Raw genomic sequence first — 25,380 nt, 5'->3', positions numbered from 1 at the left:
CTTCAGTTTTCTCTAGAACGAAGGACATCGTCGCTAGCAGCGCCGCCGCCCTCGTCAGTGAGCGGACTTATAGAGGAACACCTCCGAGATAGTCAACAGCACACTTTGAAGAAATTACAGAAAAGTGTTAAGTGATTGATGTGATGAGGTTATTTCGTATTTCAGGTAAAAATTGCGTTCTGACGCTCTATAAAGCGCCCATTTTCCAAACCATCTGGCTGCCCCAGCTTCACCAGACAATGCGACATTGCTAAGGTCACTCTCGATCATCAAACCGGGAGTTTGTCATGCTGGTTCTCAACCGAGAAGAAACACGTAGCGCCCTTCCATGGCCCGCCCTTATCGATGCAATAGAAAGCATGTTTAAGGGTGGCTGCGTGATGCCGGTGCGGCACCATCATGATGTGGAGGTACCTGGTGAGAATGCCGCCACGCTGTTGATGATGCCCGCCTGGGTGCCTGGGTCTTATATGGGGGTGAAGATCCTGTCGGTCTTCCCTGATAACAGTTTGCGGTCGCTGCCTGCCATTTTTGGCACCTATCTACTGTCTTCCGGCAAGACTGGCGAGATGCTGGCAGCAATCGAAGGTGGGGAGCTGACGGCGCGGCGCACAGCGGCGACTTCGGCGCTGGCTGCGAAATATCTCGCCCGCAAGGACGCGTCTTCCATGTTGATGGTGGGAACTGGACGTCTGTCGCTGAACCTGATGCAGGCTCATGCCACGATACGACCGCTAACCTCCTTCCATATATGGGGACGTAATTCCGATGCGGCTGAGAAGGCTGCGGAAGAGGCACGCCAGCTCGGCTTCGATGCCAAGGCCTGCACCGATCTGGAGCAGGCCGCGCGCGCCGCAGATATCATCTCCTGCGCGACGCTTTCCCAACAACCCCTAATCAAGGGGGAATGGCTGAGGCCTGGCGCGCATCTCGATCTGGTCGGCGCCTTCAAACCGTCCATGCGGGAAAGCGACGACGTGGCGGTCAAGCGTGCCACGCTTTATGTCGATACATTCGATGGCGCGCTGAAAGAGGGTGGCGATATCGTTCAGCCACTTGAGGCGGGTGTCATTACACGCGGCGATCTTCGCGCGGAGCTTTCCGATCTCGTGTCAGGGCGCTATCAGGGGCGCAGCGGTGACGACGAAATCACGCTGTTCAAATCCGTGGGTGCTGCGCTGGAAGATCTGGCGGGTGCAATTCTCGCTTATGAAAGCGTCAAGGCAAAGAACTGAATTCGTGAGTGGCATGACACAGACTGAAGCGCGAGCGCTGCCAACCCTGCCCGTGAGCGACGTGCTTGCCGAGATCGGCGAGGCGTTGAATGAGCGCGGTCAGGCCGTGCTTTCCGCGCCGCCGGGTGCAGGCAAAACGACGCTGGTGCCGCTTTATCTGCTGGATCAGCCTTGGCGCGGGGATGGCAAGATCATTCTGCTCGAACCGCGCAGGCTTGCGGCAAGGGCAGCCGCCAGCCGTATGGCATCCTTGCTGGGGGAAACCGTTGGCGAGACTGTGGGCTATCGCATGCGGCTCGATAACCGTATCTCCGCGAAAACCCGGATCGAGGTGGTGACGGAGGGTGTCTTTGCCCGGATGGTTCTGGATGACCCGGAATTACAAGGTGTATCTGCCGTCATTTTCGATGAGTTTCACGAACGCTCTCTCGATGGCGATTTCGGTCTCGCCTTGGCTCTGGATGTTCAGGCAGGCCTTCGCGAAGACCTGCGCATTCTCGTCATGTCGGCCACGCTGGATGTCGAGAGGATCAGTGCTCTGTTGAAGGGCGCGCCTGTCATCAAAAGTCTGGGCCGCAGTTTTCCCATCGATGTGAGTTATGATGAGCGCACAGGACAGGAGCGGATAGAAGACAGGGTTGCAAGGGCCATTATAGAGGCTCACGGCTCTGAAAGCGGGTCGATCCTTGCCTTCCTGCCCGGCCAAGGTGAGATTACGCGCACGGTGGAGCGGCTGGACGGTCGGTTTGGGCCGGAGACGAGCGTCATCCCGCTTTACGGCAATCTTTCCCAGAAGGAACAGGATGCGGCGATAAGGCCGACGGAGGCGGGCAGACGCAAGATCGTGCTGGCCACCTCGATTGCCGAGACCTCCATCACCATCGATGGCGTGCGGGTGGTGATCGACAGCGGTTTGCAGCGGCTTCCGGTGTTCGAGCCATCCACCGGCATGACGCGGCTGGAAACGGTCAAGGTTTCCCGCGCTTCGGCGGATCAGCGTGCGGGACGCGCCGGGCGAACCGAACCGGGTATCGCAATCCGCCTGTGGCACGCGGGCCAGACGGCGGCGCTGCCCGCGTTCACGCCGCCACAGATTTTGGCGAGCGATCTTTCCGGCCTTGCGCTTGATCTCGCCCATTGGGGTGTGACCGATCCCGCTTCGCTTGCCTTTCTGGACCAACCGCCGGAAACCGCGCTTCGCGAAGCCCGCAGTCTGCTGGTGAGCCTTGGTGCCTTAGATCAAACCGGCGCGATCACACCACGCGGCAAAAAAATGCGGGAATTGGCGATGCCCCCTCGCCTGTCGGCCATGGTCATTGCTGCGCAAGAGGCCGGGCATGGCCATGAGGCGGCGATGCTGGCGGTGCTTTTGACCGAACAGGGACTTGGCGGCAGCGATCTCGATCTGGAAGAGAGACTTCGCCGCTTCAGACAGGAAAAAGGCGAACGCGCCACCGCGGCCAAGGGTCTGGCGAAACGGATCGCCTCCTCCGGCGGAGCGGCGCAAAGTGCGTCCAGTGATCCCGTAACTGCGGGAGAGCTTCTGTTGCACGCCTATCCTGACCGCATTGCCTTTCAGCGTGGTGGACGCGGGCGCTATGTCATGGCGAATGGGCGCGGTGCGGAGCTTGCCGAGACGGAGCGTCTGGCGACCGAGAAAATGCTCGTCGTCGCCGACGTGACGGGGCGGGCCGCGCAGCCACGCATTCTGGCGGCGGCCTCGATACGGCGAGAGGATGTGGAAGAGCATTTGCCGGATGCCATTCGAAAAGAAGATCAGCTGTTTTTCGATAAGGCGAGCGGTCAGGTTCGCGCCCGTCGTGTTACCCGCATCGGTGCAATTATACTGGAGGAAACGCCGCTTGGGAAACCGAGTGGAGAGAAAGCAGCGCAGGCTCTTGCCAATGGCATTCGCGAATACGGGCTGAACATTCTTGCCTTCTCGAAAGAAGCGCAGCAGTTGCGCCAGCGTCTGGGCTTTCTGCACCGGACCATTGGCGATCCCTGGCCGGATACGAGCAACGATGCACTCGTTGCGCGGCTCGATGAATGGTTCGTGCCGTTCCAGCATGATGCCAAGAGCATTCAGGATATCCGATCCGGCGGCATCATGGACGGGCTTCTGTCGCTGGTTCCTCACTCGGCCCAGCGGGAACTGTCCAAACTGCTGCCCACGCATTTCGAAGCGCCGACCGGGCAGAAGCATCCGATCAGCTATGACGGTGAAGAACCGACGCTGACCATCCGTGTGCAGGAGCTTTTCGGCCTGAAGCAGCACCCGGCGGTGGCGGGCGGCAAATTGCCACTGCTGTTGGAATTGACCTCGCCCGCGCACAGGCCGATACAGACGACACGGGATTTGCCCGGTTTCTGGGCAGGCTCGTGGAAAGATGTGCGTGCGGATATGCGCGGACGCTATCCGCGCCACCCCTGGCCGGAAGATCCGGCTTCGGCGCAACCGACCAATCGCGTCAAACCACGCGGAACATAGTTGTTATTTTTGCATGATGCATGGTTTTTGCGAGACATGCTCTAGAGGAGACGGGCGGATGGCAGCCCAGCCAGAAGAAAACACGCGGCTTGGCCGTGCCAGCCGTCACATTCGCCTGCAAACCATTGTCTGGCTGCGCTGGCTGGCGGTGGTGGGGCAGAGCGCGACGATCCTGATCGTTGCGTTCGGGCTAAACTTCCCACTGCCGCTCTTGACCTGCGCGGTGCTGATCGGCGCGCTAGCGGTTGCCAATCTGTTTCTGTCGGCACGTTTTCCGGCTACCTATCGTCTGGAACCCTGGGAAGCCACGCTTCTTCTCGCCTTCGATCTGCTACAGCTGACGGCTCTCATCTACATCACCGGCGGGCTTTCCAACCCGTTTGCGCCGCTGATCTGCGTGCAGGTCATCATTGCTTTTGCTTCGCAGCCGATGAAACATTCCCTGATGCTGCTACTCTTCGCGCTGGTCTGCGTCACTGCCATTGCGTTTTCGCCCTTCCCGGTTCCTTGGTATCCCGGCGAGACATTGCCGATCCAGCTCATCATCCATGTCGGTATCTGGTGCTCTATCGTCGCCATGATGCTGTTTGCCGCCTTTTATGCCTATCGCGTCTCGCATGAGGCAAACCAGCTGGCGGATGCGCTGGCGGCAACCGAACTGGTGCTGGAGCGGGAGAAGCATCTGTCGCAGCTGGACGGACTTGCGGCGGCAGCCGCTCACGAACTTGGCACACCCTTGGCCACCATCAGCGTTGTGGCGAAGGAGATGGAGCGAGAACTGGGCAAGGACGAGCGTTTCGGCGAAGACGTAGCGCTGTTGCGCAGCCAGAGCGAACGTTGCCGCGATATTCTTCGCCGGCTGACATCGCTTTCGGCGGAAGGCGAAGAGCATTTGCGCAGGCTTCCGCTATCGTCCCTCATCGAAGAGGTCATGGCCCCGCACCGCGAATTTGGTATCAAGCTTCGTCTGGTCGAAAAAAGTAGTCGCAGCGGCGAGCCTGTTGGCGCGCGCAATGCCGGGATCATCTACGGCCTTGGCAATCTTCTAGAAAACGCTGTCGATTATGCCCGAGAGTCAGTCACTGTGACCTCCGCCTATGACCCTCAGCAGGTGAAGGTCGTGATTGAAGACGATGGTCAGGGCTATGCGCCGGATATTCTGGCGCGGATCGGCGAGCCCTATGTCACGAAACGCCAGAATGAAACGCGGGCTGGCGGATTGGGTCTGGGGCTTTTCATCGCCAAGACGCTGCTGGAACGCTCCGGCGCATCGTTGACCTTCGAGAACCGTGGACCAGATGCCGCAGGGGCAAGAGTGACGGTTGTCTGGCCACGCGCGATTATGGACGATAAGATGGGCCAGTGACTTTGTGACGCTGGCAGGCGTAATAAGGTCTACATCCAATGAAGACTGCCGGAGACCGCTGGGATGAGTGACGACAAACAGGAAGACAGAGCCGAGGCTGTGGCACCAGAGGGTGTCGACCCAATCGGGCCGGACACGTCGCTTCTCATTGTCGATGATGATGGCCCGTTTCTGCGCCGCCTTGCACGCGCCATGGAAACCCGTGGCTTTACCGTCGAAACGGCTGAATCAGTGAGCGAAGGCATTGCGAAATCGAAGCTGGCGCCGCCGAAATATGCCGTGGTGGATTTGCGGCTGGGCGACGGCAACGGCCTGGAAGTCATCGAAGCCATTCGTCAGCATCGCGACGATACGCAGATTGTGGTCCTGACCGGTTACGGCAATATCGCAACGGCGGTGACGGCAGTTAAGCTAGGTGCGCTGGATTATCTGGCCAAGCCTGCCGACGCGGATGACGTGTTTAACGCCCTAACCCAGCGCGAAGGCGATAAGATGGACCTGCCGGAAAACCCGATGTCGGCAGACCGGGTGCGGTGGGAACATATTCAGCGCGTGTATGAAATGTGCGAGCGCAATGTTTCCGAGACGGCCCGGCGCCTCAACATGCACCGACGCACCTTGCAGCGCATTTTGGCAAAGCGCGCGCCGAAGTAATCGTCAGTCGGAATAATCCTTGCCCGTAGACCATTCGGCCATCAACAGACGCCGGGCGGCGGTGCGGGAGAAATCGAGCATCAGCGATTTGCGGGTCGCTGATGGCAATTTATGCTCCGGTGCTTCGCGCAGCATATGCGCGCCATAGCCATCGGAAACGAACAGTCCGCAGTCCTCCGGAAAGATATCGAGCGGCACGCCATTATGGGTGGCGAAGAACAGGCGGTCGCAATGCTGGCGATAATCCGGCCATTTGCGATCCACGCGAAAGTCCTCGATGGAGGATTTGATCTCGATGATCCATATCTCGCCCTTGACCGACAGGCTGATCAGGTCCGCCCGTCTGCCGCTGGAAAGCGGTAGTTCCGGCAGCACCGAATGACGCATTTCATTCAGCAATATCTGCACGCCGCGACGCACCAGCATCGCGTTTTCAGATTGGCGCCCGTCGATTAACGGATTGTTGTTGACGATCGAAAGAATAGTCATGGATAAATCCGGGGAAACGGTCCCTTCTCATGTTGCAAAAAGGCCATCAAGCCGCAATTTCGCGCGTCATATTCTCTTGCTGCGGTGCAACGGCTTGCCAATTCAAGATTAATCGAAAATAACCCATCTATTCAATAGAGCATCATGCATCGCCTGAAATGGCGATATTTCCCGCGAGAACACTATGCGCCTTCGCACTTTTTTGACTGCCTTCGGTCTGTCGTCGGTACTTGCTTTGGGCGGTTGCGCCTCGACATCGACCACGACTACGCCTGCTACCGCCGCTGCCCCTGCCTATGTTGAAACGACTCAGATCTTCGGCGACGAAGTCTATGGCGCAACGACCGATGCGGGTTACGCCCTGCCAGCTATTCCGATCAACCGCGTGGACAAGCGTTTCCACCGCCAGATCGTGAGCTACGAGACGCCGGAAAAGCCAGGCACCGTCATCGTCAACACCCGCGAGCGCTTCCTTTATTACATCCTGCCAGGCGGCAAGGCTGTGCGTTATGGCATCGGCGTTGGCAAGCAGGGCTTTGCATGGGCTGGTGAAGCCTATGTGGCCTGGAAGCAGGAATGGCCCATGTGGCATCCGCCAAAGGAAATGGCTGAACGCAAGCCTGATGTCGCCCGTTACGTCGAGAACGGCATGGGTCCAGGCCTCACCAACCCGCTTGGTGCGCGCGCCATGTATCTCTTCAACGAAAAGGGTCAGGACACCCTCTTCCGTATCCACGGTTCGCCGGAATGGGCCTCCATCGGCACCGCCGCTTCCTCTGGCTGCATTCGCATGATCAACCAGGACGTAATCGACCTCTACAGCCGCATCCGCCCAGGCCGCAGCTCCAAGGTCATCGTGATCCAGTAAGATCACCTATCCATCAAATGAAAAGCCGCCGTGGACCTTCCCGGCGGCTTTTTTTTGTTTGCAGATGCCTCCCGCACGTGCTGCGGGATGACGGAGGCGTTGATTCCTTACGACGCCTGCTTTGCCTTCAGCTCCAGACGGCGGCGGTGGAGGACTGGTTCGGTGTAACCGTTGGGCTGCACCCTGCCCTCAAGCACCAGTTCGACGGCGGCCTGGAAGGCGATGGAGTTTTCGAAGTTTCCGGCCATGGGCGTGTAGGCGGCATCACCTGCATTCTGGCCATCCACGACAGCCGCCATGCGCTTCATCGTCTCGATAATCTGCTCTTGAGAAACCACGCCGTGGCGCAGCCAGTTTGCCATATGTTGGGCGGAGATGCGCAAGGTTGCGCGGTCCTCCATCAGGCCGATATTGTTGATGTCAGGCACCTTCGAGCAGCCGACGCCCTGATCGACCCAGCGCACGACGTAACCCAATATGCCCTGCGCATTGTTGTCCAACTCGAGCTGAATGTCCTCGGCGCTCCAGTTGGGGCGAACGGCGACCGGTACGGAGAGGATATCCGAGAGTTTGGCGCGTTCGCGTGTCTTCAGCCCGCTCTGAACCGATGCGACATCAACGCTGTGATAATGCGTGGCGTGAAGCGTCGCCGCCGTTGGTGACGGAACCCAGGCAGTGTTGGCACCGGCTTTCGGGTGGGCGATCTTCTGCTCCAGCATCGCCGCCATCAAGTCTGGCATGGCCCACATGCCCTTGCCGATCTGGGCATGGCCGGACAGGCCGCATTCCAGACCGATATCGACATTCCAGTTTTCGTAGGCTGCGATCCAGGAAGCCTGCTTCATGTCGCCCTTGCGAATCATCGGGCCTGCTTCCATCGATGTGTGGATTTCATCGCCAGTGCGATCAAGGAAGCCGGTATTGATGAAGACCACACGATCCTTGGCGGCGCGAATGCATTCCTTAAGGTTGATGGTCGTGCGACGCTCCTCGTCCATGATGCCCATCTTGATCGTATTGGGTGCCATGCCGATCAGCTTTTCGACGCGACTGAAAATCTCCGAGGCGAAGGCCACTTCTTCAGGCCCATGCATCTTCGGCTTCACTACATACATGGAACCGGCGCGCGAATTCTGGCGGCGGCCATTAGGACCGACATCGTAAAGCGCGATGAGGCCCGTCACGACCGCATCCATGATGCCTTCAGGGATTTCCCGTCCATCGCGGTCGAGTATCGCGGGATTGGTCATGAGGTGGCCGACATTGCGGACCAGCATCAAAGAGCGACCCGGTAGCGTGAGCGCCGAACCATCCGGGGCGGTATAATTGCGGTCGGCATTCAGACGGCGGGTGAAGGTTTTGCCGCCCTTGGCAACCTCTTCCGTCAGATCGCCGCGCATCAGGCCGAGCCAGTTGCGGTAAGCAACGACTTTATCGTCAGCGTCGACAGCCGCGACGGAATCCTCGCAATCCATGATCGTCGTCAGCGCCGATTCGAGGATGACATCGGAAATACCAGCCGCATCACCTGCGCCGATATCGGTCGATCTATCGATGACGATTTCGACATGGAGGCCGTTCTTACTCAGCAGGATAGAAGACGGAGCCGATGCCTCGCCTTCGTAGCCGGCGAACTGTGCGGGATCGGCCAGGCGGCCCGAACCGACTTCCAGCACGCCATCAAGGATCTTGAAACCGGAGACATCGGCCCAGCTGCCATTCGCCAGCGGTGCGGAGCGATCGAGAAACTCCCGCGCCCATGCGATAACCTTTGCGCCACGCTTGGGATTGTAGCCCCTGCCCTTCTCGGCACCATCCTCTTCCGAAATCGCATCGGTGCCGTAAAGCGCGTCATAGAGCGAACCCCAGCGGGCATTGGCGGCGTTCAGCGCATAACGCGCATTCATGACCGGCACGACAAGCTGCGGGCCTGCAAGGCGGGCAATCTCCGGATCGACATTTGCCGTGTTGACCTTGAAGGCATCGCCTTCCGGCAGCAGATAGCCGATGTCACGCAGGAAGGCCTCATAGACTGCAAGGTCAACCGGTGCGCCATTGTCGCGATACCACGCATCCAGCTTCTCCTGAAAACCATCGCGTTTTTGCAGCAACTCACGGTTTTTCGGGGAAAGGTCGTGAACGATCTGAGAAAAGCCCGCGAAGAACGCCTTCGCCTCCACACCGGTTTCCGGCAGGACCTCATCTTTCAGAAAATGATAAAGCGTTTCATCAATCGAAAGACCGTGCTGTTCAATGCGGCTCACCTTGGTAGCTCCCTTGTCGATTATCTTAACCGCAAGAGTGGACGCTCAGAGCCTATCTCGTCAATCACAAGCGACTGCCAAAGATTTTTTCTTTTTTGGAAACAATCAAAAAGACCTGTTCCAAAGATTAGAGAAGCTTCTGAAGCTCCGGCAACTTCTCGTTGACCAGCCAGCCATAATAATTCTCTTCCGGCCAGACAGTCGATCCGCTCTGACGGTTCTTCTGGGCGAGAACAGCGGCACGCTGCTGCGATCCACCGAGATTATAGAGCGTCGAGGTCAGGCCAGGATTTTTGGAAATATCCATATCGGCAATCGATTTGTAATCATCGATGGATTTGCGAATGGCGGCTGCCATATAGGCCAGCGACCGATCCGGGTCCATGATGGCCGTGTAAACCGCCGCTGCGTCATTCTCGTCCAGCTTTTCGTAACCGGAGACGCGGGCAACGGAATCCGACAGCATCAGTGCCGTCAGCGGGTTGATCTGGCCGAGGCCAAAGGTCTGGCCCGCATAAAAGGGTTGGAAGAACACGGCACTGAAGCGATTGTCGGGATAGCTGACGCCATCGACTTTTTTGCCGCGGAAACTATCGTCCCAGACATCTTCCCGGCAGGTCCAGAGGCTGGCGGAATCGCGCTTGGCCTCGCATTTGGCAAATTGGGAATGGGTCAGAAACTGCGCAATGCTTTCGTCCTTAAACCCGAAACGGAAGCTGTTTCCGGCATAGGATGCGGCTTTGACGTAGTAGGATTGCAGCCGGTCATAGGCGTCCACATTATAGGTGTGCTCGCCGACGATGGCGCCGACCATGTGGATCGGATCGATGCCATAACGGCTGGCCGTCGATTTAATCTTGGCAATCAGCTGCTTGTCGCTGGACAGCAGATCGAAAACTTTCTGGTATTTCCGGTCGAAGGTGGAGTTGGACCCCTTGGTGCGCCGCGCCGAAGATCCTGGAACGTCTGGCTGTTCGGCATTGCGGTTGCCGGGCGGCACCACCGTTGCAGCGTCCGCAAAAGATTGCGAGACCGCGCCAAAGACCATGATAGCGGCCAATGCCAGAAGAGTTTTACGCACGAGCGGATGCCTTTTTCTCGGCCGGTGCGGTCACCGGACCATTTCTTTCAAGAGCCGTTAACGCTTTCATTAGCGAAAAGCGTGGCCAGATGTCGAGAGAAGGCAAGTAAAATAAGAGTGCGGCAAGATTTGCCGCACTCCAGAATATTTTAGAGAATGTAACGCGACAGGTCCGTATCGGCAGCGATATCGCCAACATGTTGCTTGACGTAGTCCTGATCGATCTTCACCGCCGTACCGCTGCGGTCAGGCGCATTGAAGGAAATCTCGTCCAGCACCCGCTCCATCACGGTCTGCAAACGACGCGCCCCGATATTTTCGACGGATGAATTGAGATGCACCGCGACATCGGCCAGAGCGTCGATGGCGTCATCGGTGAATTCCAGGTTCAACTCTTCCGTTGCCATCAGCGCGATATACTGGCGGATAAGGCTCGCTTCGGTTTCGGTCAGAATCCGGCGGAAATCTTCCTTGGTCAGCGGCTTCAGCTCCACGCGGATGGGCAGGCGGCCTTGAAGTTCCGGCAGAAGATCGGATGGTTTAGAGACATGGAACGCGCCGGACGCGATGAAGAGAATATGGTCGGTTTTAACCGGCCCATATTTGGTGGAAACCGTCGTGCCTTCCACCAGCGGCAGCAAATCGCGCTGCACGCCTTCGCGCGACACACCGGCACCCATGCCGCCATCGCGCGCGGCGATCTTGTCAATTTCGTCCAGAAAGACGATGCCGTCATTTTCCACCGACTTAATCGCTTCGCGCTGGATGAGTTCATTGTCCAGCAGCTTGTCGGATTCGTCGCGGATCAGATCGGCATAGGATTTCTCGACGGATGTGCGGACCTTCTTGGTGCGCCCGCCCATGGCCTTGCCGAACATGTCGGAAAGATTGAGAACGCCGATATTGGCCCCAGGCATGCCGGGAATTTCAAAGCCGGGCATGCCTGAGCCCGTATCGGCAACTTCGATATCGATTTCCTTCTTGTCCAGCTCGCCATCCCGCAGCTTCTTGCGGAAGCTGTCGCGGGTCGCTGGGGAAGATGTTGGACCGACAAGCGCATCCAGCACGCGCTCTTCGGCGCTGGCATGCGCCTTAGCCTGCACTTCCACGCGCTTCTTTTCGCGGATGAGGCCGATGCCGATTTCCACGAGGTCGCGGATGATCTGTTCGACATCGCGACCCACATAACCCACTTCGGTAAACTTGGTGGCTTCGACCTTGATGAAAGGCGCACCGGCAAGCTTGGCCAGACGGCGGGAAATTTCGGTCTTGCCGACACCGGTCGGCCCGATCATCAGAATATTTTTCGGCATGACCTCGTCACGCAGGCTGTCATCCAGCTGCTGGCGACGCCAGCGGTTGCGCAGCGCAATCGCCACGGCACGCTTGGCATCATGCTGGCCGATGATGTGACGGTCCAGTTCCGAGACAATCTCGCGGGGAGAAAAAGTCGTCATTTCATTCCTTTCGGCGTTTCCGTTGCGGCCAGCCGCCTTGGCCCGGCCCACGGAACCCATCAGTTTCAAGGGCGCAGCTTACTCTGCGTCGAGCGTTTCAATCACGAGATTATGGTTGGTGTAGACGCAGATATCGGCAGCGATATCGAGCGCCTGACGCGCGACCTCTTCCGCAGACTTTTCCGAATCCATCAGCGCGCGGGCTGCGGCGAACGCATAGTTGCCGCCAGAGCCGATGGCGATGGCGCCATGTTCGGGCTCCAGAACGTCACCATTGCCGGTAATGGCCAGCGTAATCGACTTGTCGGCCACCAGCATCATGGCTTCGAGATTGCGCAGATATTTGTCGGTGCGCCAATCCTTGGCGAGCTCGACGGCTGCGCGCATCAGCTGGCCGGGATATTGCTCCAGCTTCTTCTCAAGACGGTCGAGCAGCGTGAAAGCGTCAGCCGTGGCACCGGCAAAACCGGCGATCACTTCGCCCTTGCCGATGCGGCGCACCTTGCGGGCATTGCCCTTCATCACCGTCTGGCCGAGGCTGACCTGACCGTCACCGGCCATGACGACCTTGCCGCCCTTTCTCACAGTAATAATCGTTGTCATCAAACACCTGTTTGCCCTTGGAAGGGCGTTACGCGGACCGCCCCTGCGATCCTGTTCGAAGTCTATGTAAGTCCCGTTTTTGCGATTGCAAATCCGCGAGCGCCTCTGCACCGGGGTGCGATGCGGCAAGGCAATGTAATGGCTGGATATTTGGCGGCTGTGCTGATAAGGAACGCCAATATTGATACGGAGCAGCCAGATGGCAGAGCGTAGAGCTGAGATTTCCCGCAAAACGAATGAAACAGACGTTTCCGTACGCGTGAACATCGACGGGACAGGCAAGTCGAAGATTTCCACCGGTGTGGGCTTCTTCGATCATATGCTGGACCAGCTCAGCCGCCATTCCCTCATCGACATGGAGATCGATGTAAAGGGTGACCTGCATATCGATGACCACCACACCGTCGAAGATACCGGCATCGCCATCGGTCAGGCCATTTCCAAGGCACTGGGCGACCGTCGCGGTATCACCCGTTACGCCTCGCTCGACCTTGCCATGGACGAAACCATGACCAAGGCCGCCGTCGATATTTCCGGTCGTCCGTTTCTGGTCTGGAATGTTGCGTTCTCCGCACCCAAGATCGGCACTTTCGACACCGAACTGGTGCGCGAATTCTTTCAGGCCTTGTCTCAGAATGCCGGCATTACCCTGCATATTCTGAACCATTATGGTGCCAACAACCACCATATTGCCGAAACCTGCTTCAAGGCGGTTGCCCGCGTTCTGCGCACGGCAACCGAGATCGATCCACGTCAGGCAGATCGCGTTCCCTCGACAAAGGGCATGCTGGCCTGAGCTAGATGAATTCGTCATGGTGGTGTCGAGGCAATTGCCCTCTTATCCATCGCTGTGAGCATTGTCAGGAAAGCCGATGACATCTTATCTGGTTCTGGAAGCACCCGGCGGCCCGGATCGCGATCATCGCTCGACGCGGTTCATCGCTGATCGCTTTTCCTGGCTTGCGCTTCTGTTTCCCTGGGTTTGGTTTGCCGTTCAGCGTCTGTGGTGGGTCGCCATCGGCATCGTGATCTTCCAGGTGGCGGCCAGTCAGGTTTCGGGGCTGGATGGCTTTGCGGTAACCGGCGCGCTGTTTGCGCTTGCTGCGGGTCTGATAGCCGGATTCGAAGGCCGCAACATCGTTGTTCGACATCTTGTCGCAAAAGGATGGGCGCTGAAGGATGTCGTCACAGCACCTGATCTGGCGACAGCCGAAGACATGTATTTTTCCAACCTGCCATATGAAGACATCGCGCAGGCCAACACAATTCCGCAGCCGGACTGGAAACAGGACCGGAAGAACAGCGGTTACAGACCGAGCGACCCGGCAGGGTCGTTTCAGTTCGATTTGAATGGAAGGCGCTGAGTATGCGTGTGGCAATTATCGATTACGGCTCGGGCAATCTTCGCTCGGCGACCAAGGCATTCGAGCGCGCTGCGCGTGAAGCCGGTATCGATGCGACCATCGATCTGACCGACAAGCCGGAGAACGTCGCCTCCGCGGACCGTATCGTTCTGCCGGGCGTGGGCGCCTATGCGGATTGCCGTGCGGGCCTCGATGCCGTCGCAGGCATGCATGAGGCACTGATCGAAGCCGTCGAAAACAAGGCCCGCCCCTTCATCGGCATCTGTGTCGGCATGCAGCTGATGTCATCGCGCGGTCTGGAAAAGACGACGAGCGAAGGCTTAGGCTGGATCGAGGGCGACGTGGTGGAGATGACGCCGTCCGATCCCAGCTTGAAAATCCCGCAGATCGGCTGGAACACACTGGAACTGCACCGCCCTCACCCGCTTTTCGATGGCATCAAGACCGGCACGGACGGGCTGCACGCTTATTTCGTCCATTCCTACCATCTTGCGGCAAAGCACGCCGAAGACGTCATCGCCACCACCAGTTATGGTGGCGCGATGACGGCCTTCGTCGGTCGCGACAACAAGGTCGGCGCGCAGTTCCACCCGGAAAAAAGCCAGACACTCGGCCTTGCCCTGATTTCGAATTTCCTGCGCTGGAAGCCCTGACATGATCCTATTTCCCGCAATCGACCTCAAAGATGGCCAGTGCGTTCGCCTCAAACTTGGCGATATGGAGCAGGCCACCGTCTACAACGAAGACCCCGGCGCTCAGGCCAAAGCCTTTGAAGATCAGGGCTTTGAATGGCTGCATGTGGTGGACCTTAACGGTGCCTTTGCAGGCCAGACCGTGAATGGCGATGCCGTCGATGCTATTTTGAAGTCGACTAAGAATCCCGTTCAGCTGGGCGGTGGTATTCGCACGCTCGATCATATCGAAGCATGGCTGAGCCGTGGCCTTGCCCGCGTCATTCTCGGCACCGTTGCCGTACGCGATCCGGTTCTCGTCATTGAAGCCTGCAAGCGCTTTCCCGGACAGGTCGCAGTCGGAATCGATGCCAAGGGGGGCAAGGTTGCCGTGGAAGGCTGGGCGGAAGCGTCCGAGCTTGGTGTGATCGAGCTTGCCAAACGTTTCGAAGGTGCCGGCGTTGCCGCCATCATCTACACCGATATCGACCGCGACGGCATTTTAGCCGGAATCAACTGGGCATCGACGTTGGAACTGGCAAATGCCGTCTCCATCCCCGTCATCGCCTCGGGCGGCCTTGCCTCCATGGATGACATCAAGCGTATGCTGGAGCCGGATGCGGCCAAACTGGAAGGCGCGATTTCCGGCCGCGCGCTGTATGATGGCCGCATCGATCCGGTCGAGGCACTGGCGCTGATCAAAGCCACTCAAAACGGGGAGGCTCGCGCATGACACTGAAAGCCCGCATTATTCCCTGTCTCGATGTCAAAGACGGTCGTGTCGTCAAGGGCGTCAACTTCGTCGATCTGATCGATGCCGGTGATCCGGTGGAAGCCGCCAAGGCGTATGATGCTGCCGGTGCTGATGAGCTTTGCTTCCTCGATATCACGGCGTCCTCCGACAACCGAGATACGATTTTCGATGTCGTGTCCCGCACAGCCGATCACTGCTTCATGCCGGTGACGGTGGGCGGTGGCGTTCGTGCCGTCGGCGATATTCGCAAGCTGCTTTTATGCGGTGCAGACAAGGTGTCGATCAACTCCGCTGCGGTGAAAGACCCGGATTTCGTGGCGCAGGCTGCGGATAAATTCGGCAACCAGTGCATTGTCGTTTCCATCGATGCCAAGAAGGTGTCAGCCGCAGGTGAAACGGATCGCTGGGAAATCTTTACCCATGGCGGTCGCCAGCCGACCGGCATCAACGCCGTTGAGTTTGCCATTAAGATGGTGGAGCGTGGTGCGGGAGAGTTGCTCATCACCTCCATGGATCGTGACGGCACCAAGAGCGGTTATGACATCGCACTGACCCGCACGATTGCCGATCAGGTTCGCGTGCCCGTTATCGCATCCGGCGGTGTCGGTACGCTTGATGATCTGGTGGCTGGCGTGAAGGATGGCCATGCGACGGCTGTGCTTGCTGCCTCCATTTTCCATTTCGGCACCTATTCCATTGGTGAAGCCAAGGCCTATATGGCCGATCACGGCATTGCCATGCGCCTCGATTGATCTCGCTTAAGGTATTGAGAGATGAGTGATTTTTCCCTTTCCGATCTGGAGCGCATCGTGGCGGAACGCGCAAGCGCCTCACCGGATCAATCCTGGACGGCGAAGCTTGTTGCCGCAGGCCAGCCTCGCGCCGCCAAGAAGCTTGGCGAAGAAGCGGTGGAAACCGTAATTGCCGCGATTTCCAACGATCGCAAGAACCTCACCGATGAGGCTGCCGATCTGCTCTATCACCTGCTGGTGGTGCTAAAGATCGCCGATATTCCTTTGGCGGATGTCTATGCGGAGCTTGAGCGCCGCACCGGGCAATCCGGCCTGCAGGAAAAGGAATCGAGGCCCAATACATGACGACCGTGGCACGCATGGGAGGACAAGGCATGCCAAACACGCTCGATCATTTCCGCCCCGATGAATATTCGCCCTATCACTTCTTCAGCTCGGAAGAGTGGTCCAAGTTTCGCGCCGATACGCCGATGACGCTGGCTGGCGATGAGGTCAAACGCCTGCGCTCGCTCGATGACCCCATCGATCTGGATGAAGTCCGGCGTATCTATCTATCGCTGTCTCGCCTTCTCTCCACCCATGTCGAGGCATCACAACTGCTGTTTCAGCAGCGCAACCAGTTCCTCAACATGGCGGATGTCAACAAGACCCCCTTCGTGATCGGCATCGCGGGATCGGTTGCGGTTGGCAAATCGACCACTGCCCGTATTCTGAAAGAGCTTCTGGCCCGCTGGCCATCCAGTCCGAAGGTCGATCTCATCACGACCGATGGTTTTCTCTATCCCAACGAGGTTTTGCGTCGGGAAAATATGATGGACCGAAAGGGTTTTCCGGAAAGCTACGATATCGGCTCGCTACTGCGCTTTCTCTCGGCCATCAAGGCGGCCCAGCCGGATGTGAAGGCACCGCGCTATTCGCATCTGACCTATGACGTGGTGCCCAATGAGTTCACCACCATCGACCGCCCGGATATTCTGATTTTCGAAGGCATCAATGTGCTGCAATCGCGCGATTTGCCAGCCGGCGGGCGGATCGTGCCGATGGTGTCTGATTTCTTCGACTTTTCGATCTATATCGATGCTGATGAAAGCCTGATCCACAACTGGTACGTCAACCGCTTCATGAATTTGCGGCAGACGGCGTTTCGCGATCCGTCTTCCTATTTCAATCGCTATGCCACGATTTCGGAGGAAGCAGCGCTGGCGATTGCCGAAGGCCTCTGGCAAAACATCAATCTCAAAAACCTGCAGCAGAACATTCTGCCATCGCGTCCGCGCGCGGACCTGATTTTGCGCAAGGGGCAGAATCATTTGATCGATACGGTGGCGCTCAGAAAGCTTTAAAGTCAGTCACTTTCAGCAGCCTCAGTCTTTCTCGGGTTTTCCCCGCATTTTCTTGATATCCGAGCGCCCAGACTTTTCCTTCAGCCGCCGCTCAATCGAGCCTTTGGTGGGCTTGGTAGCCCTGCGCACCGGCGGTGGCGGTTCTGCGGCTTTGAGGACCAGTTCCTTAAGCCGTTCCCGCGCATCTTCGCGGTTACGCTCCTGCGTGCGAAACCGGTTGGCCTCGATCATCAACACGCCGTCTTTCGAAACCCGCCTTCCGCCAAGGCGAATGAGGTTGGTTTTGACGCGCTCCGAAAGCGACGGGGAATTTGCAGCATCGAAGAACAGCTGAACGGCGGTCGAGACTTTGTTGACATTCTGCCCGCCCGGACCACCAGCCAGCACGAATTGCTCCGTCAGTTCCCATCCGGCAATCGTTATTCTGTTGCTGATATAAAGTGCTGCACTGGCCATGTTCTTTCTCCGGCAGCGGTGATGCCACAGATCATGGCGAATGGAAACCGCAGGGACCAAACGAAAAACCCGGCACGATGCCGGGTTTCACGTGAATCCAAAATCTGGATTTCTTATTCAGCAGCAATCAGCAGGCCGGGGGCTGCATCGCGCACCTTGCTGTCCACATGGTCTTCGAACTTGGTGAAGTTCGTGACGAACATGGAAACAAGCTTCTTGGCCTGCGCGTCGTAAGCGGCACCGTCTGCCCAGGTCGAGCGCGGATCGAGAATACCGCTGTCGATGCCTTCGAGCGATGTCGGTACGGCAAAGCCGAAATTCGCATCGGTGCGGAACTGGGCATTCTTTAGCTCGCCGGTCAGGGCTGCACTCAGGAGAGCGCGGGTTGCCTTGATGGGCATGCGCTTACCGGTACCGTAGGCACCGCCGGTCCAGCCGGTGTTGACCAGCCAGCAATCAACGCCATGCTTGCCGATCAGATCACGCAGCAGGTTGCCGTATTCTGCCGGATGGCGCGGCATGAAAGGTGCGCCGAAGCAGGTGGAGAAGGTTGCTTCCGGCTCCGTCACACCCTTTTCCGTGCCGGCCACCTTGGCCGTGTAACCGGACAGGAAGTGGTACATGGCCTGTTCCGGCGTCAACCGGGCAATGGGAGGCAGAACGCCGAAGGCATCCGCCGTCAGCATGATGATCGTCTTGGGGTGACCGGCAAGGCCGGTGTCCGATGCATTCGGAATGAAGTGCAGCGGATAGGCGCTACGGGTGTTTTCCGTCAGCGATGTATCGTTGAAATCCGGAACGCGGTTTTCATCGAGAACGACGTTTTCAAGAACCGTGCCGAAGCGGCGGGTCGCGGCATAGATTTCAGGCTCGGCTTCCGCCGAAAGCTTGATGGCCTTGGCGTAGCAGCCGCCTTCGAAGTTGAAGATGCCGTCTTCGCCCCAGCCATGCTCGTCATCGCCGATCAGTGTGCGCGAAGGATCGGCAGACAGCGTGGTCTTGCCGGTGCCCGACAGGCCGAAGAACACGGCAGTGTCACCATCCGCGCCAACATTGGCGGAGCAGTGCATGGGCATAACGCCCTTTGCCGGCAGAAGATAGTTGAGAACAGTGAAGACCGACTTCTTGTTTTCACCAGCGTAAGACGTACCCCCGATCAGAACCAGGCCCTTGGTCAGGTTGCAGGCAATGACGGTTTCGGTGCGAACGCCGTGGCGGGCCGGATCGGCCTTGAAGCTCGGCAGGTTGATGATGGTCAGCTTCTGCTTGAAGGTGCCAAGCTTTTCGCGGGCTGGACGAATCAGCAGATTGCGAATGAACAGGCCGTGCCATGCAAGTTCGGTCACGACGCGGGTTGGAAGCGCATTGTCTTCATCGGCACCACCGATCAGATCCTGCACATAGAGCGTCTTGCCTGCGGCGTGCGCGAGCATGTCCTTATGGAGGATGTCGAAATGCTCTGGCGACAGCGGCTTGTTGTTGTCCCACCAGATATTGTCTTCGGTCGAGGCGTCGCGAACGACGAATTTATCCTTGGGCGAACGGCCCGTATGCTGACCGGTGACGGCACGCAAAGCGCCATCTGCGGTAACGTCGGCTTCGCCATTGCGGATCGCATGTTCGTACAGTTCGCTCTCTATGAGATTGTAATGAACCGCAGAAACGCCAGCCAGACCAAGTGCCGACACTCCATTTTCAGGATTATGTACTCCAGCTTCCTTCATGGGCGCATTCCTTTTTCTTAAGACAAAGCCATTGAAATTTTCACGGAAATTAATCCGTGCTTTCCAAAAAGACAAGTGAGTTATTTTAAATAATTCAATAATTTCAATATATTAATCGATTTAAAAGATTTTATTTCATTTTAAATCGGTTTAGTCGGCGATTGAAACCGATAATATCCGTCTGCGCAAAATTTCGTGCCACGGACTGCCCGCAACCATGCGTATTTCCGTTTGCCACAATTTGTTCCACCTTTATACTCATGAGAAAGGCTCACGGCGCGCAACCTTGGCTGGGGTGGATGTCGGGAGTATTGATGAATGACGATGGAGACCAATATTATGCAGACGATTGCGCTTGTGGATGATGACCGAAATATTTTGACTTCGGTCTCGATCGCGCTGGAAGCAGAAGGTTATAAGGTCGAAACGTATACGGATGGAGCGTCTGCTCTGGATGGGCTCGTTGCACGCCCACCACAGCTGGCCATCTTCGATATTAAGATGCCGCGCATGGACGGCATGGAGCTGCTGCGCCGGCTGCGCCAGAAATCGGATTTGCCGGTTATTTTCCTCACATCGAAGGACGAGGAAATCGATGAGCTGTTCGGCCTGAAAATGGGTGCCGACGACTTCATCACCAAGCCCTTCTCGCAGCGCCTGCTTGTCGAGCGCGTCAAGGCCATCCTGCGCCGCGCCAGCAGCCGCGATGCCGCCGTACCCGGCGCAAGCCCGCTGAAGCCGACGGCGGATCAGCAGGCCCGCACACTGGAACGCGGCCAGCTTGCCATGGATCAGGAGCGTCACACCTGCACCTGGAAGGGTGAGCCGGTAACTTTGACCGTCACGGAATTCCTCATTCTTCATTCGCTGGCACAGCGTCCGGGCGTCGTGAAAAGCCGTGATGCGCTGATGGATGCCGCCTATGACGAGCAGGTCTATGTGGACGACCGCACCATCGACAGCCACATCAAGCGTCTTCGCAAGAAGTTCAAACTGGTCGATAACGACTTCGATATGATTGAAACGCTCTACGGTGTAGGATATCGCTTCCGCGAAGCAGCCTGAGACGAGGCGCAGACACGATGACGCCGCAGCAATAGCGGCGCTGAGGAACGACGTTGCTGAATAAAGCGCAGGAAAGCGTATCGGATCATACCGATGCCGACGACCGTGAAAGCGGTCGGCGGTATCGTATTCATCCGTTGACGATTGTCCGGCGTATTTTTGGCAATGCCGTCTTCTCCAGCCTGACCCGGCGTATTCTGTTCTTCAACGTCGCGGCCACCGTGGTTCTCGTCGGCGGCATTCTCTACCTCAACCAGTTTCGTGAAGGGCTGATCGATGCCCGCGTCGAAAGCCTGCTGACACAGGGCGAGATCATTGCCGGCGCCGTCTCCGCCTCTGCCTCGGTCGATACCAATTCCATCACCATCAATCCTGAAAAGCTGCTGGAATTGCAGGCGGGCCAGAGCATTACGCCGGTTCCCAATGACGAAGATCTGAGCTTCCCGATCAACCCGGAACGCGTGGCGCCTGTTCTGCGGCGGCTGATTTCACCCACCCGCACGCGCGCCCGACTGTTCGATGCGGATGCCAATCTGCTGCTCGATTCGCGTCACCTTTATTCGCGCGGTCAAGTGCTGCGCTACGACTTGCCGCCGGTGACGCCCGAAACCCAGACATGGGGCGACTGGTTTGCCAGCGTCTTCAACCGCATGCTGCAGCCCAGCAGCCTGCCGCTCTACAAGGAAACGCCCGGTGGTGATGGCTCCATCTATCCGGAAGTGATGAATGCCTTGACCGGCGTTCGCGGCGCTGTTGTGCGCGTGACGGAAAAAGGTGAGCTGATCGTATCGGTCGCCGTGCCGGTGCAGCGTTTCCGCGCCGTTCTCGGCGTGCTGTTATTGTCCACGCAGGCGGGTGATATCGACAAGATCGTGCATGCCGAACGGCTCGCCATCATGCGCGTCTTCGGCATCGCCACGCTCGTCAATATCGTGCTGTCGCTTCTCCTATCCTCCACCATCGCTACGCCGCTCAGACGCCTTTCGGCTGCTGCCATCCGCGTGCGGCGCGGGGCCAAGGCGCGCGAGGAAATTCCCGACTTTTCCGCTCGTCAGGATGAAATCGGCAATTTGTCCATCGCCTTGCGTGAAATGACCAATGCGCTTTATGACCGGATCGATGCCATTGAAAGCTTTGCGGCCGATGTCAGCCATGAGCTTAAAAACCCGCTGACCTCGCTACGCAGCGCCGTGGAAACCCTGCCGCGCGCCAAAACCGAGGAATCGAAGCAGCGTCTGACGGAAATCATCTTCCACGATGTGCGCCGTCTCGACCGCCTTATCAGCGACATTTCGGATGCCTCGCGGCTGGATGCGGAACTGGCGCGTGTGGACGCCTCCCCGGTCGATCTCGAAGTGCTGCTCAGCAATCTGGTCGAAATTTCCCGACAGATCAGCGCCAAGAAGAAGAGCGTCACGATCGATTATGCCGTCGATCACAAGCCCGGCACCAAGGTCAGCTATATCGTAAATGGTCATGATCTGCGGATCGGCCAGATCGTCACAAACCTCATCGAAAATGCACGTTCTTTCGTCTCGCAGGATGGCGGGCGGATTTTCGTACATCTGCTGCGCCAGAAAGACCGCTGCATCGTGCGTGTCGAGGACAATGGTCCCGGCATTCAGGCCGAAGACATCGACCGCATCTTCGAACGGTTCTATACGGACCGCCCGGCCAGCGAAGGCTTTGGCCAGAACTCCGGTCTTGGCCTGTCCATCAGCCGCCAGATTGCCGAAGCCCATGGCGGCAGCCTGAGAGCAGAAAACATCATCGACAAATATGGCGTCATCTCCGGTGCACGCTTCAGCCTGTCGCTTCCTGCCGCTGCAACCAGCCATGAGCGCTGAGCCCACCAATTATCACGGCACCGCCATCGTGATCGGCCAGACGGGCCTGCTGTTCGTCGGACCATCCGGCAGCGGCAAAAGCGAACTCGCCTTCAGTTTCATGACGGAAGCAGAACGTTGCGGCTTAGAAACGGCGCTCGTCGCGGACGATCAGGTGTTTCTGAAATGCCGCGATGGCGTGGTGATCGCACAGCGACCGCCGTCGATTGCCGGTCTGCTGGAGCTGCGCGGCAGCGGGATCATCTCGATGAAAAGCGTGGCATCGGCACCGATTCATTACGCCATCACCACCGTTCTTTCGGCGGAAACGCCTCGCCTGCCGCCTGAAAACGAGATGCTGGAACTACCGGGTGGCGGAGGCTTGCCGTTGCTGCGCATTCCCCGTGACAGCATCATGCCCTATGGAAAATTTGCTGCACTTGCTCAGAATCTTTTCATAACCAAGGGAATGTGAACGGATATGCAGCAATTTGGGGCTTGCGCTTCGTATTTTCCTCATCAAGATGTGCCCCCACCGATGGACATGATTGCGGCATTGCGATAGTCGGCAATCAGGTGCGTGTGCAAGGGAGCATTTCATGATCGGACTAGTGCTTGTCACTCATGGCAAGCTGGCCGAGGAGTTTCGTCACGCTGTAGAGCATGTGGTCGGCCCTCAGAAATTGATCGAGACAGTCTGTATTGGTCCCGAAGACGACATGGATCAACGTCGGCAGGATATTCTCGATGCCGTGACCCGCGCCAATGACGGCAATGGCGTCATCATCCTGACCGACATGTTCGGCGGAACGCCGTCCAATCTGGCCATCTCCGTCATGAACAGCGGCAGCGTCGAAGTCATCGCAGGCGTCAATCTGCCGATGCTGATCAAGCTAGCGGGCATTCGCATGGAAGATAACATGGAGAAGGCCTTGCAGGAGGCCTCGGATGCTGGCAGAAAATATATCAACGTCGCCAGCCGCGTTCTCAGCGGCAAATAAAAAGAAGACCAACGGATGTCGCCTTTGTCGCGGGAATTGCTGATCGTCAACAAGCGCGGCCTTCACGCCCGGGCGTCTGCGAAATTCGTGCAGATGGTCGATGGTTTCGACGCGGCGATTACCGTTTCCAAAGATGGCATGACGGTGGGTGGCACATCCATCATGGGTTTGATGATGCTGGCGGCAAGTCCCGGCTGCACCGTTCTCGTTGAAGCGTCCGGCAATCAGGCCGCAGAAGCGCTTGCTGCGCTGGAAGCGCTGGTTGCAGACCGCTTCGGTGAAGAAGTCTGATAACCAAATCATATAAAGACATAAAGACTTCTTTATATCCTTATTGCCAGAATGTCTCTGGCCTGCTAAACCGCAGCCTATTCTTTCAGGCAGCGGCTGGCCCCTGCCATCTTTGAGCAGGAGACATTATGAGCGCTGAAAAAGACTACATCGTCGCCGACATCACCTTTGCAGATTACGGTCGCAAGGAACTGGATATCGCTGAAACCGAAATGCCGGGCCTGATGTCCTGCCGTGCCGAATTCGGCCAGAGCAAGCCTTTGAAGGGCGCCCGCATCTCTGGTTCGCTGCACATGACCATCCAGACGGCTGTTCTCATCGAGACGCTGAAGGAACTGGGTGCCGACATTCGCTGGGCATCCTGCAACATTTTCTCCACTCAGGACCACGCCGCTGCCGCTATTGCTGCAACCGGCATTCCTGTTTTCGCCGTCAAGGGTGAAAGCCTGACCGAATATTGGGAATACACCGACAAGATCTTCCAGTGGGCCGATGGCGGCGTTTCCAACATGATCCTCGATGATGGCGGCGATGCCACCATGTATATTCTCCTCGGCGCACGCGCCGAAGCCGGTGAGGACGTGCTGTCCAACCCAGGTTCGGAAGAAGAAGAAATCCTCGTCGCCCAGATCAAGAAGCGTCTTGCTGCTTCGCCGGGCTGGTTCACCAAGCAGCGCGATGCCATCAAGGGCGTTACCGAAGAAACCACGACGGGCGTTCACCGCCTTTATGACCTGTCCAAGAAGGGCCTTCTCCCCTTCCCGGCCATCAACGTCAATGACAGCGTCACCAAGTCGAAGTTCGACAACAAGTATGGCTGCAAGGAATCGCTGGTTGACGGCATTCGCCGCGCAACTGACGTCATGATGGCTGGCAAGGTTGCCGTCGTCTGCGGTTACGGCGATGTCGGCAAGGGTTCTGCTGCCTCGCTGCAGGGCGCCGGCGCCCGCGTGAAGGTCACTGAAATCGACCCGATCTGCGCGCTTCAGGCTGCCATGGACGGTTTCGAAGTCGTTCGTCTGGAAGACGTCGTTGCCTCGGCCGACATCTTCATCACCACGACAGGCAACAAGGACGTCATCCGCATCGAGCATATGCGCGAGATGAAGGACATGGCCATCGTCGGCAACATCGGCCACTTCGACAACGAAATTCAGGTTGCTGCTCTCAAGAACCTGAAGTGGACCAACATCAAGCCACAGGTCGACATGATCGAGTTTGCCAAGGGCAACCGCATGATCCTTCTGTCGGAAGGTCGTCTGCTCAACCTCGGCAACGCCACGGGCCACCCATCCTTCGTGATGTCGGCTTCCTTCACCAACCAGGTTCTCGGCCAGATCGAGCTCTACACCAAGCAGGGCGAGTACAAGAACGACGTTTACGTTCTGCCAAAGCACCTGGACGAGAAGGTTGCGCGCCTGCATCTGGAGAAGCTGGGCGTGAAGCTGACAGAACTTTCTGACGTTCAGGCAGATTATATCGGCGTCTCGAAGACCGGTCCGTTCAAGGCTGAACACTACAGATATTGATTTATAGTTAATATCCACACCTAAAGCACTAGATATGGAAATCACGGACTTGACAAAGTCCGTGATTTCTTTTTGAGCCCCTCCCTTTCCGGGGGT

General features: G+C 57.7%; 25 protein-coding genes. 18 read left to right on the top strand and 7 right to left on the bottom strand.

The genetic code is table 11. From position 1 onward, the window contains the following. Positions 1–287: 287 nt before the first annotated feature. The 4 genes from ABUK73_RS22990 (at position 288) to ABUK73_RS22975 (ending at position 5,746) form a co-directional block, all read left to right on the top strand. Positions 288–1,235 (top strand): ornithine cyclodeaminase family protein, encoded by a 948-nt coding sequence (locus ABUK73_RS22990; RefSeq protein WP_353579277.1) that lies wholly within the window; start codon positions 288–290, stop codon positions 1,233–1,235. Between the two features lie 13 nt (positions 1,236–1,248). Continuing rightward, complete coding sequence (hrpB, locus tag ABUK73_RS22985) at positions 1,249–3,726, top strand: ATP-dependent helicase HrpB (RefSeq protein ID WP_353579276.1); 2,478 nt, start codon at positions 1,249–1,251, stop codon at positions 3,724–3,726. Between the two features lie 58 nt (positions 3,727–3,784). Then, positions 3,785–5,092, top strand: coding sequence for an ActS/PrrB/RegB family redox-sensitive histidine kinase (locus ABUK73_RS22980; protein WP_353579275.1), 1,308 nt, complete (start codon positions 3,785–3,787; stop codon positions 5,090–5,092). Positions 5,093–5,155: 63 nt separating this feature from the next. Then, positions 5,156–5,746 (top strand): ActR/PrrA/RegA family redox response regulator transcription factor, encoded by a 591-nt coding sequence (locus tag ABUK73_RS22975; protein ID WP_113087339.1) that lies wholly within the window; start codon positions 5,156–5,158, stop codon positions 5,744–5,746. Between the two features lie 3 nt (positions 5,747–5,749). Here the strand turns inward: ABUK73_RS22975 and ABUK73_RS22970 are convergent, their stop codons facing one another. Then, positions 5,750–6,235, bottom strand: coding sequence for an MmcB family DNA repair protein (locus ABUK73_RS22970; RefSeq protein ID WP_353579274.1), 486 nt, complete (start codon positions 6,233–6,235; stop codon positions 5,750–5,752). Between the two features lie 184 nt (positions 6,236–6,419). On the opposite strand from ABUK73_RS22970, the gene ABUK73_RS22965 reads away from it, so the two are divergent. Next, positions 6,420–7,103, top strand: a complete 684-nt coding sequence (locus tag ABUK73_RS22965) for a L,D-transpeptidase (protein WP_113087341.1) — start codon at positions 6,420–6,422, stop codon at positions 7,101–7,103. Between the two features lie 107 nt (positions 7,104–7,210). Here the strand turns inward: ABUK73_RS22965 and ABUK73_RS22960 are convergent, their stop codons facing one another. The 4 genes from ABUK73_RS22960 to hslV form a co-directional block, all read right to left on the bottom strand. Further along, complete coding sequence (locus ABUK73_RS22960) at positions 7,211–9,367, bottom strand: malate synthase G (protein WP_353579273.1); 2,157 nt, start codon at positions 9,365–9,367, stop codon at positions 7,211–7,213. 127 nt (positions 9,368–9,494) lie between these two features. Further along, the gene (locus ABUK73_RS22955; RefSeq protein WP_454892409.1) at positions 9,495–10,448 is read right to left on the bottom strand and encodes a DUF1402 family protein; all 954 of its coding nucleotides are present in this window, start codon (positions 10,446–10,448) and stop codon (positions 9,495–9,497) included. A gap of 149 nt (positions 10,449–10,597) precedes the next feature. Then, positions 10,598–11,905, bottom strand: coding sequence for an ATP-dependent protease ATPase subunit HslU (gene hslU / locus ABUK73_RS22950; protein WP_353579272.1), 1,308 nt, complete (start codon positions 11,903–11,905; stop codon positions 10,598–10,600). A 78-nt stretch (positions 11,906–11,983) separates the two neighbouring features. Further along, positions 11,984–12,508, bottom strand: coding sequence for an ATP-dependent protease subunit HslV (gene hslV, locus ABUK73_RS22945; protein WP_113087343.1), 525 nt, complete (start codon positions 12,506–12,508; stop codon positions 11,984–11,986). 199 nt (positions 12,509–12,707) lie between these two features. Between hslV and hisB the strand changes: the two genes are divergently transcribed. From hisB to coaA, 7 genes are all read left to right on the top strand, one after another. Then, positions 12,708–13,304, top strand: a complete 597-nt coding sequence (hisB, locus tag ABUK73_RS22940; RefSeq protein ID WP_113087344.1) for an imidazoleglycerol-phosphate dehydratase HisB — start codon at positions 12,708–12,710, stop codon at positions 13,302–13,304. 76 nt (positions 13,305–13,380) lie between these two features. Beyond that, positions 13,381–13,872, top strand: coding sequence for a DUF2628 domain-containing protein (locus tag ABUK73_RS22935; RefSeq protein WP_353579271.1), 492 nt, complete (start codon positions 13,381–13,383; stop codon positions 13,870–13,872). A gap of 2 nt (positions 13,873–13,874) precedes the next feature. Further along, on the top strand, positions 13,875–14,525 hold the full coding sequence (gene hisH / locus ABUK73_RS22930; protein ID WP_353579270.1) for an imidazole glycerol phosphate synthase subunit HisH: 651 nt from the start codon (positions 13,875–13,877) through the stop codon (positions 14,523–14,525). 1 nt (position 14,526) lies between these two features. Then, a complete protein-coding gene (gene hisA / locus ABUK73_RS22925; protein WP_353579269.1) occupies positions 14,527–15,276 on the top strand; it encodes a 1-(5-phosphoribosyl)-5-[(5-phosphoribosylamino)methylideneamino]imidazole-4-carboxamide isomerase in 750 nt (249 codons plus the stop codon). Beyond that, entirely contained in the window at positions 15,273–16,049 is a 777-nt protein-coding gene (hisF, locus tag ABUK73_RS22920; RefSeq protein WP_353579268.1) for an imidazole glycerol phosphate synthase subunit HisF, read from the top strand. The genes hisA and hisF overlap by 4 nt, the downstream gene beginning before the upstream one ends. A gap of 21 nt (positions 16,050–16,070) precedes the next feature. Next, entirely contained in the window at positions 16,071–16,394 is a 324-nt protein-coding gene (locus ABUK73_RS22915; RefSeq protein WP_353579267.1) for a phosphoribosyl-ATP diphosphatase, read from the top strand. 14 nt (positions 16,395–16,408) lie between these two features. Beyond that, on the top strand, positions 16,409–17,392 hold the full coding sequence (coaA, locus tag ABUK73_RS22910) for a type I pantothenate kinase (protein ID WP_353579278.1): 984 nt from the start codon (positions 16,409–16,411) through the stop codon (positions 17,390–17,392). A 21-nt stretch (positions 17,393–17,413) separates the two neighbouring features. Here coaA and arfB read toward each other — a convergent pair whose 3' ends face one another. Together arfB and ABUK73_RS22900 are read right to left on the bottom strand one after the other, a co-directional pair. Next, positions 17,414–17,848 carry an alternative ribosome rescue aminoacyl-tRNA hydrolase ArfB gene (arfB, locus tag ABUK73_RS22905; protein ID WP_353579266.1) on the bottom strand — a complete coding sequence of 145 codons (435 nt, stop codon included), beginning with the start codon at positions 17,846–17,848 and terminating at the stop codon, positions 17,414–17,416. A 113-nt stretch (positions 17,849–17,961) separates the two neighbouring features. Continuing rightward, positions 17,962–19,572 carry a phosphoenolpyruvate carboxykinase gene (locus ABUK73_RS22900; protein WP_353579265.1) on the bottom strand — a complete coding sequence of 537 codons (1,611 nt, stop codon included), beginning with the start codon at positions 19,570–19,572 and terminating at the stop codon, positions 17,962–17,964. Positions 19,573–19,911: 339 nt separating this feature from the next. On the opposite strand from ABUK73_RS22900, the gene chvI reads away from it, so the two are divergent. The 6 genes from chvI (at position 19,912) to ahcY (ending at position 25,284) form a co-directional block, all read left to right on the top strand. Then, entirely contained in the window at positions 19,912–20,637 is a 726-nt protein-coding gene (gene chvI, locus ABUK73_RS22895; RefSeq protein ID WP_103587306.1) for a two-component system response regulator ChvI, read from the top strand. A 53-nt stretch (positions 20,638–20,690) separates the two neighbouring features. Next, positions 20,691–22,484 carry a sensor histidine kinase gene (locus ABUK73_RS22890; protein ID WP_353579264.1) on the top strand — a complete coding sequence of 598 codons (1,794 nt, stop codon included), beginning with the start codon at positions 20,691–20,693 and terminating at the stop codon, positions 22,482–22,484. Continuing rightward, entirely contained in the window at positions 22,474–22,938 is a 465-nt protein-coding gene (locus tag ABUK73_RS22885; RefSeq protein ID WP_353579263.1) for an HPr kinase/phosphorylase, read from the top strand. Before ABUK73_RS22890 ends, ABUK73_RS22885 begins: the two co-directional genes overlap by 11 nt. A gap of 124 nt (positions 22,939–23,062) precedes the next feature. After that, positions 23,063–23,464 (top strand): PTS sugar transporter subunit IIA, encoded by a 402-nt coding sequence (locus ABUK73_RS22880; protein WP_062589283.1) that lies wholly within the window; start codon positions 23,063–23,065, stop codon positions 23,462–23,464. Positions 23,465–23,479: 15 nt separating this feature from the next. After that, positions 23,480–23,755 (top strand): HPr family phosphocarrier protein, encoded by a 276-nt coding sequence (locus tag ABUK73_RS22875; RefSeq protein WP_113087354.1) that lies wholly within the window; start codon positions 23,480–23,482, stop codon positions 23,753–23,755. A 128-nt stretch (positions 23,756–23,883) separates the two neighbouring features. Then, on the top strand, positions 23,884–25,284 hold the full coding sequence (gene ahcY / locus ABUK73_RS22870; RefSeq protein ID WP_353579262.1) for an adenosylhomocysteinase: 1,401 nt from the start codon (positions 23,884–23,886) through the stop codon (positions 25,282–25,284). Positions 25,285–25,380 lie beyond the last annotated feature (96 nt).

Source organism: Agrobacterium vacciniicorymbosi, from assembly GCF_040427045.1.
Classification (GTDB): Bacteria; Pseudomonadota; Alphaproteobacteria; order Rhizobiales; family Rhizobiaceae; genus Agrobacterium.
Note: the sequence above shows the minus strand (reverse complement) of the source record. Positions and strands in the feature narration are given on the sequence as shown.

Bases quoted from the DNA above. Each gene is read 5' to 3' on its own strand.
- ABUK73_RS22990 (WP_353579277.1), top strand. From the start codon at position 288: ATGCTGGTTCTCAACCGAGAAGAAACACGTAGCGCCCTTCCATGGCCC.
- hrpB (WP_353579276.1), top strand. From the start codon at position 1,249: ATGACACAGACTGAAGCGCGAGCGCTGCCAACCCTGCCCGTGAGCGAC.
- ABUK73_RS22980 (WP_353579275.1), top strand. From the start codon at position 3,785: ATGGCAGCCCAGCCAGAAGAAAACACGCGGCTTGGCCGTGCCAGCCGT.
- ABUK73_RS22975 (WP_113087339.1), top strand. From the start codon at position 5,156: ATGAGTGACGACAAACAGGAAGACAGAGCCGAGGCTGTGGCACCAGAG.
- ABUK73_RS22970 (WP_353579274.1), bottom strand. From the start codon at position 6,235: ATGACTATTCTTTCGATCGTCAACAACAATCCGTTAATCGACGGGCGC.
- ABUK73_RS22965 (WP_113087341.1), top strand. From the start codon at position 6,420: ATGCGCCTTCGCACTTTTTTGACTGCCTTCGGTCTGTCGTCGGTACTT.
- hslU (WP_353579272.1), bottom strand. From the start codon at position 11,905: ATGACGACTTTTTCTCCCCGCGAGATTGTCTCGGAACTGGACCGTCAC.
- hslV (WP_113087343.1), bottom strand. From the start codon at position 12,508: ATGACAACGATTATTACTGTGAGAAAGGGCGGCAAGGTCGTCATGGCC.
- hisB (WP_113087344.1), top strand. From the start codon at position 12,708: ATGGCAGAGCGTAGAGCTGAGATTTCCCGCAAAACGAATGAAACAGAC.
- ABUK73_RS22935 (WP_353579271.1), top strand. From the start codon at position 13,381: ATGACATCTTATCTGGTTCTGGAAGCACCCGGCGGCCCGGATCGCGAT.
- hisH (WP_353579270.1), top strand. From the start codon at position 13,875: ATGCGTGTGGCAATTATCGATTACGGCTCGGGCAATCTTCGCTCGGCG.
- hisA (WP_353579269.1), top strand. From the start codon at position 14,527: ATGATCCTATTTCCCGCAATCGACCTCAAAGATGGCCAGTGCGTTCGC.
- hisF (WP_353579268.1), top strand. From the start codon at position 15,273: ATGACACTGAAAGCCCGCATTATTCCCTGTCTCGATGTCAAAGACGGT.
- ABUK73_RS22915 (WP_353579267.1), top strand. From the start codon at position 16,071: ATGAGTGATTTTTCCCTTTCCGATCTGGAGCGCATCGTGGCGGAACGC.
- coaA (WP_353579278.1), top strand. From the start codon at position 16,409: ATGGGAGGACAAGGCATGCCAAACACGCTCGATCATTTCCGCCCCGAT.
- arfB (WP_353579266.1), bottom strand. From the start codon at position 17,848: ATGGCCAGTGCAGCACTTTATATCAGCAACAGAATAACGATTGCCGGA.
- ABUK73_RS22900 (WP_353579265.1), bottom strand. From the start codon at position 19,572: ATGAAGGAAGCTGGAGTACATAATCCTGAAAATGGAGTGTCGGCACTT.
- chvI (WP_103587306.1), top strand. From the start codon at position 19,912: ATGCAGACGATTGCGCTTGTGGATGATGACCGAAATATTTTGACTTCG.
- ABUK73_RS22885 (WP_353579263.1), top strand. From the start codon at position 22,474: ATGAGCGCTGAGCCCACCAATTATCACGGCACCGCCATCGTGATCGGC.
- ABUK73_RS22880 (WP_062589283.1), top strand. From the start codon at position 23,063: ATGATCGGACTAGTGCTTGTCACTCATGGCAAGCTGGCCGAGGAGTTT.
- ABUK73_RS22875 (WP_113087354.1), top strand. From the start codon at position 23,480: ATGTCGCCTTTGTCGCGGGAATTGCTGATCGTCAACAAGCGCGGCCTT.
- ahcY (WP_353579262.1), top strand. From the start codon at position 23,884: ATGAGCGCTGAAAAAGACTACATCGTCGCCGACATCACCTTTGCAGAT.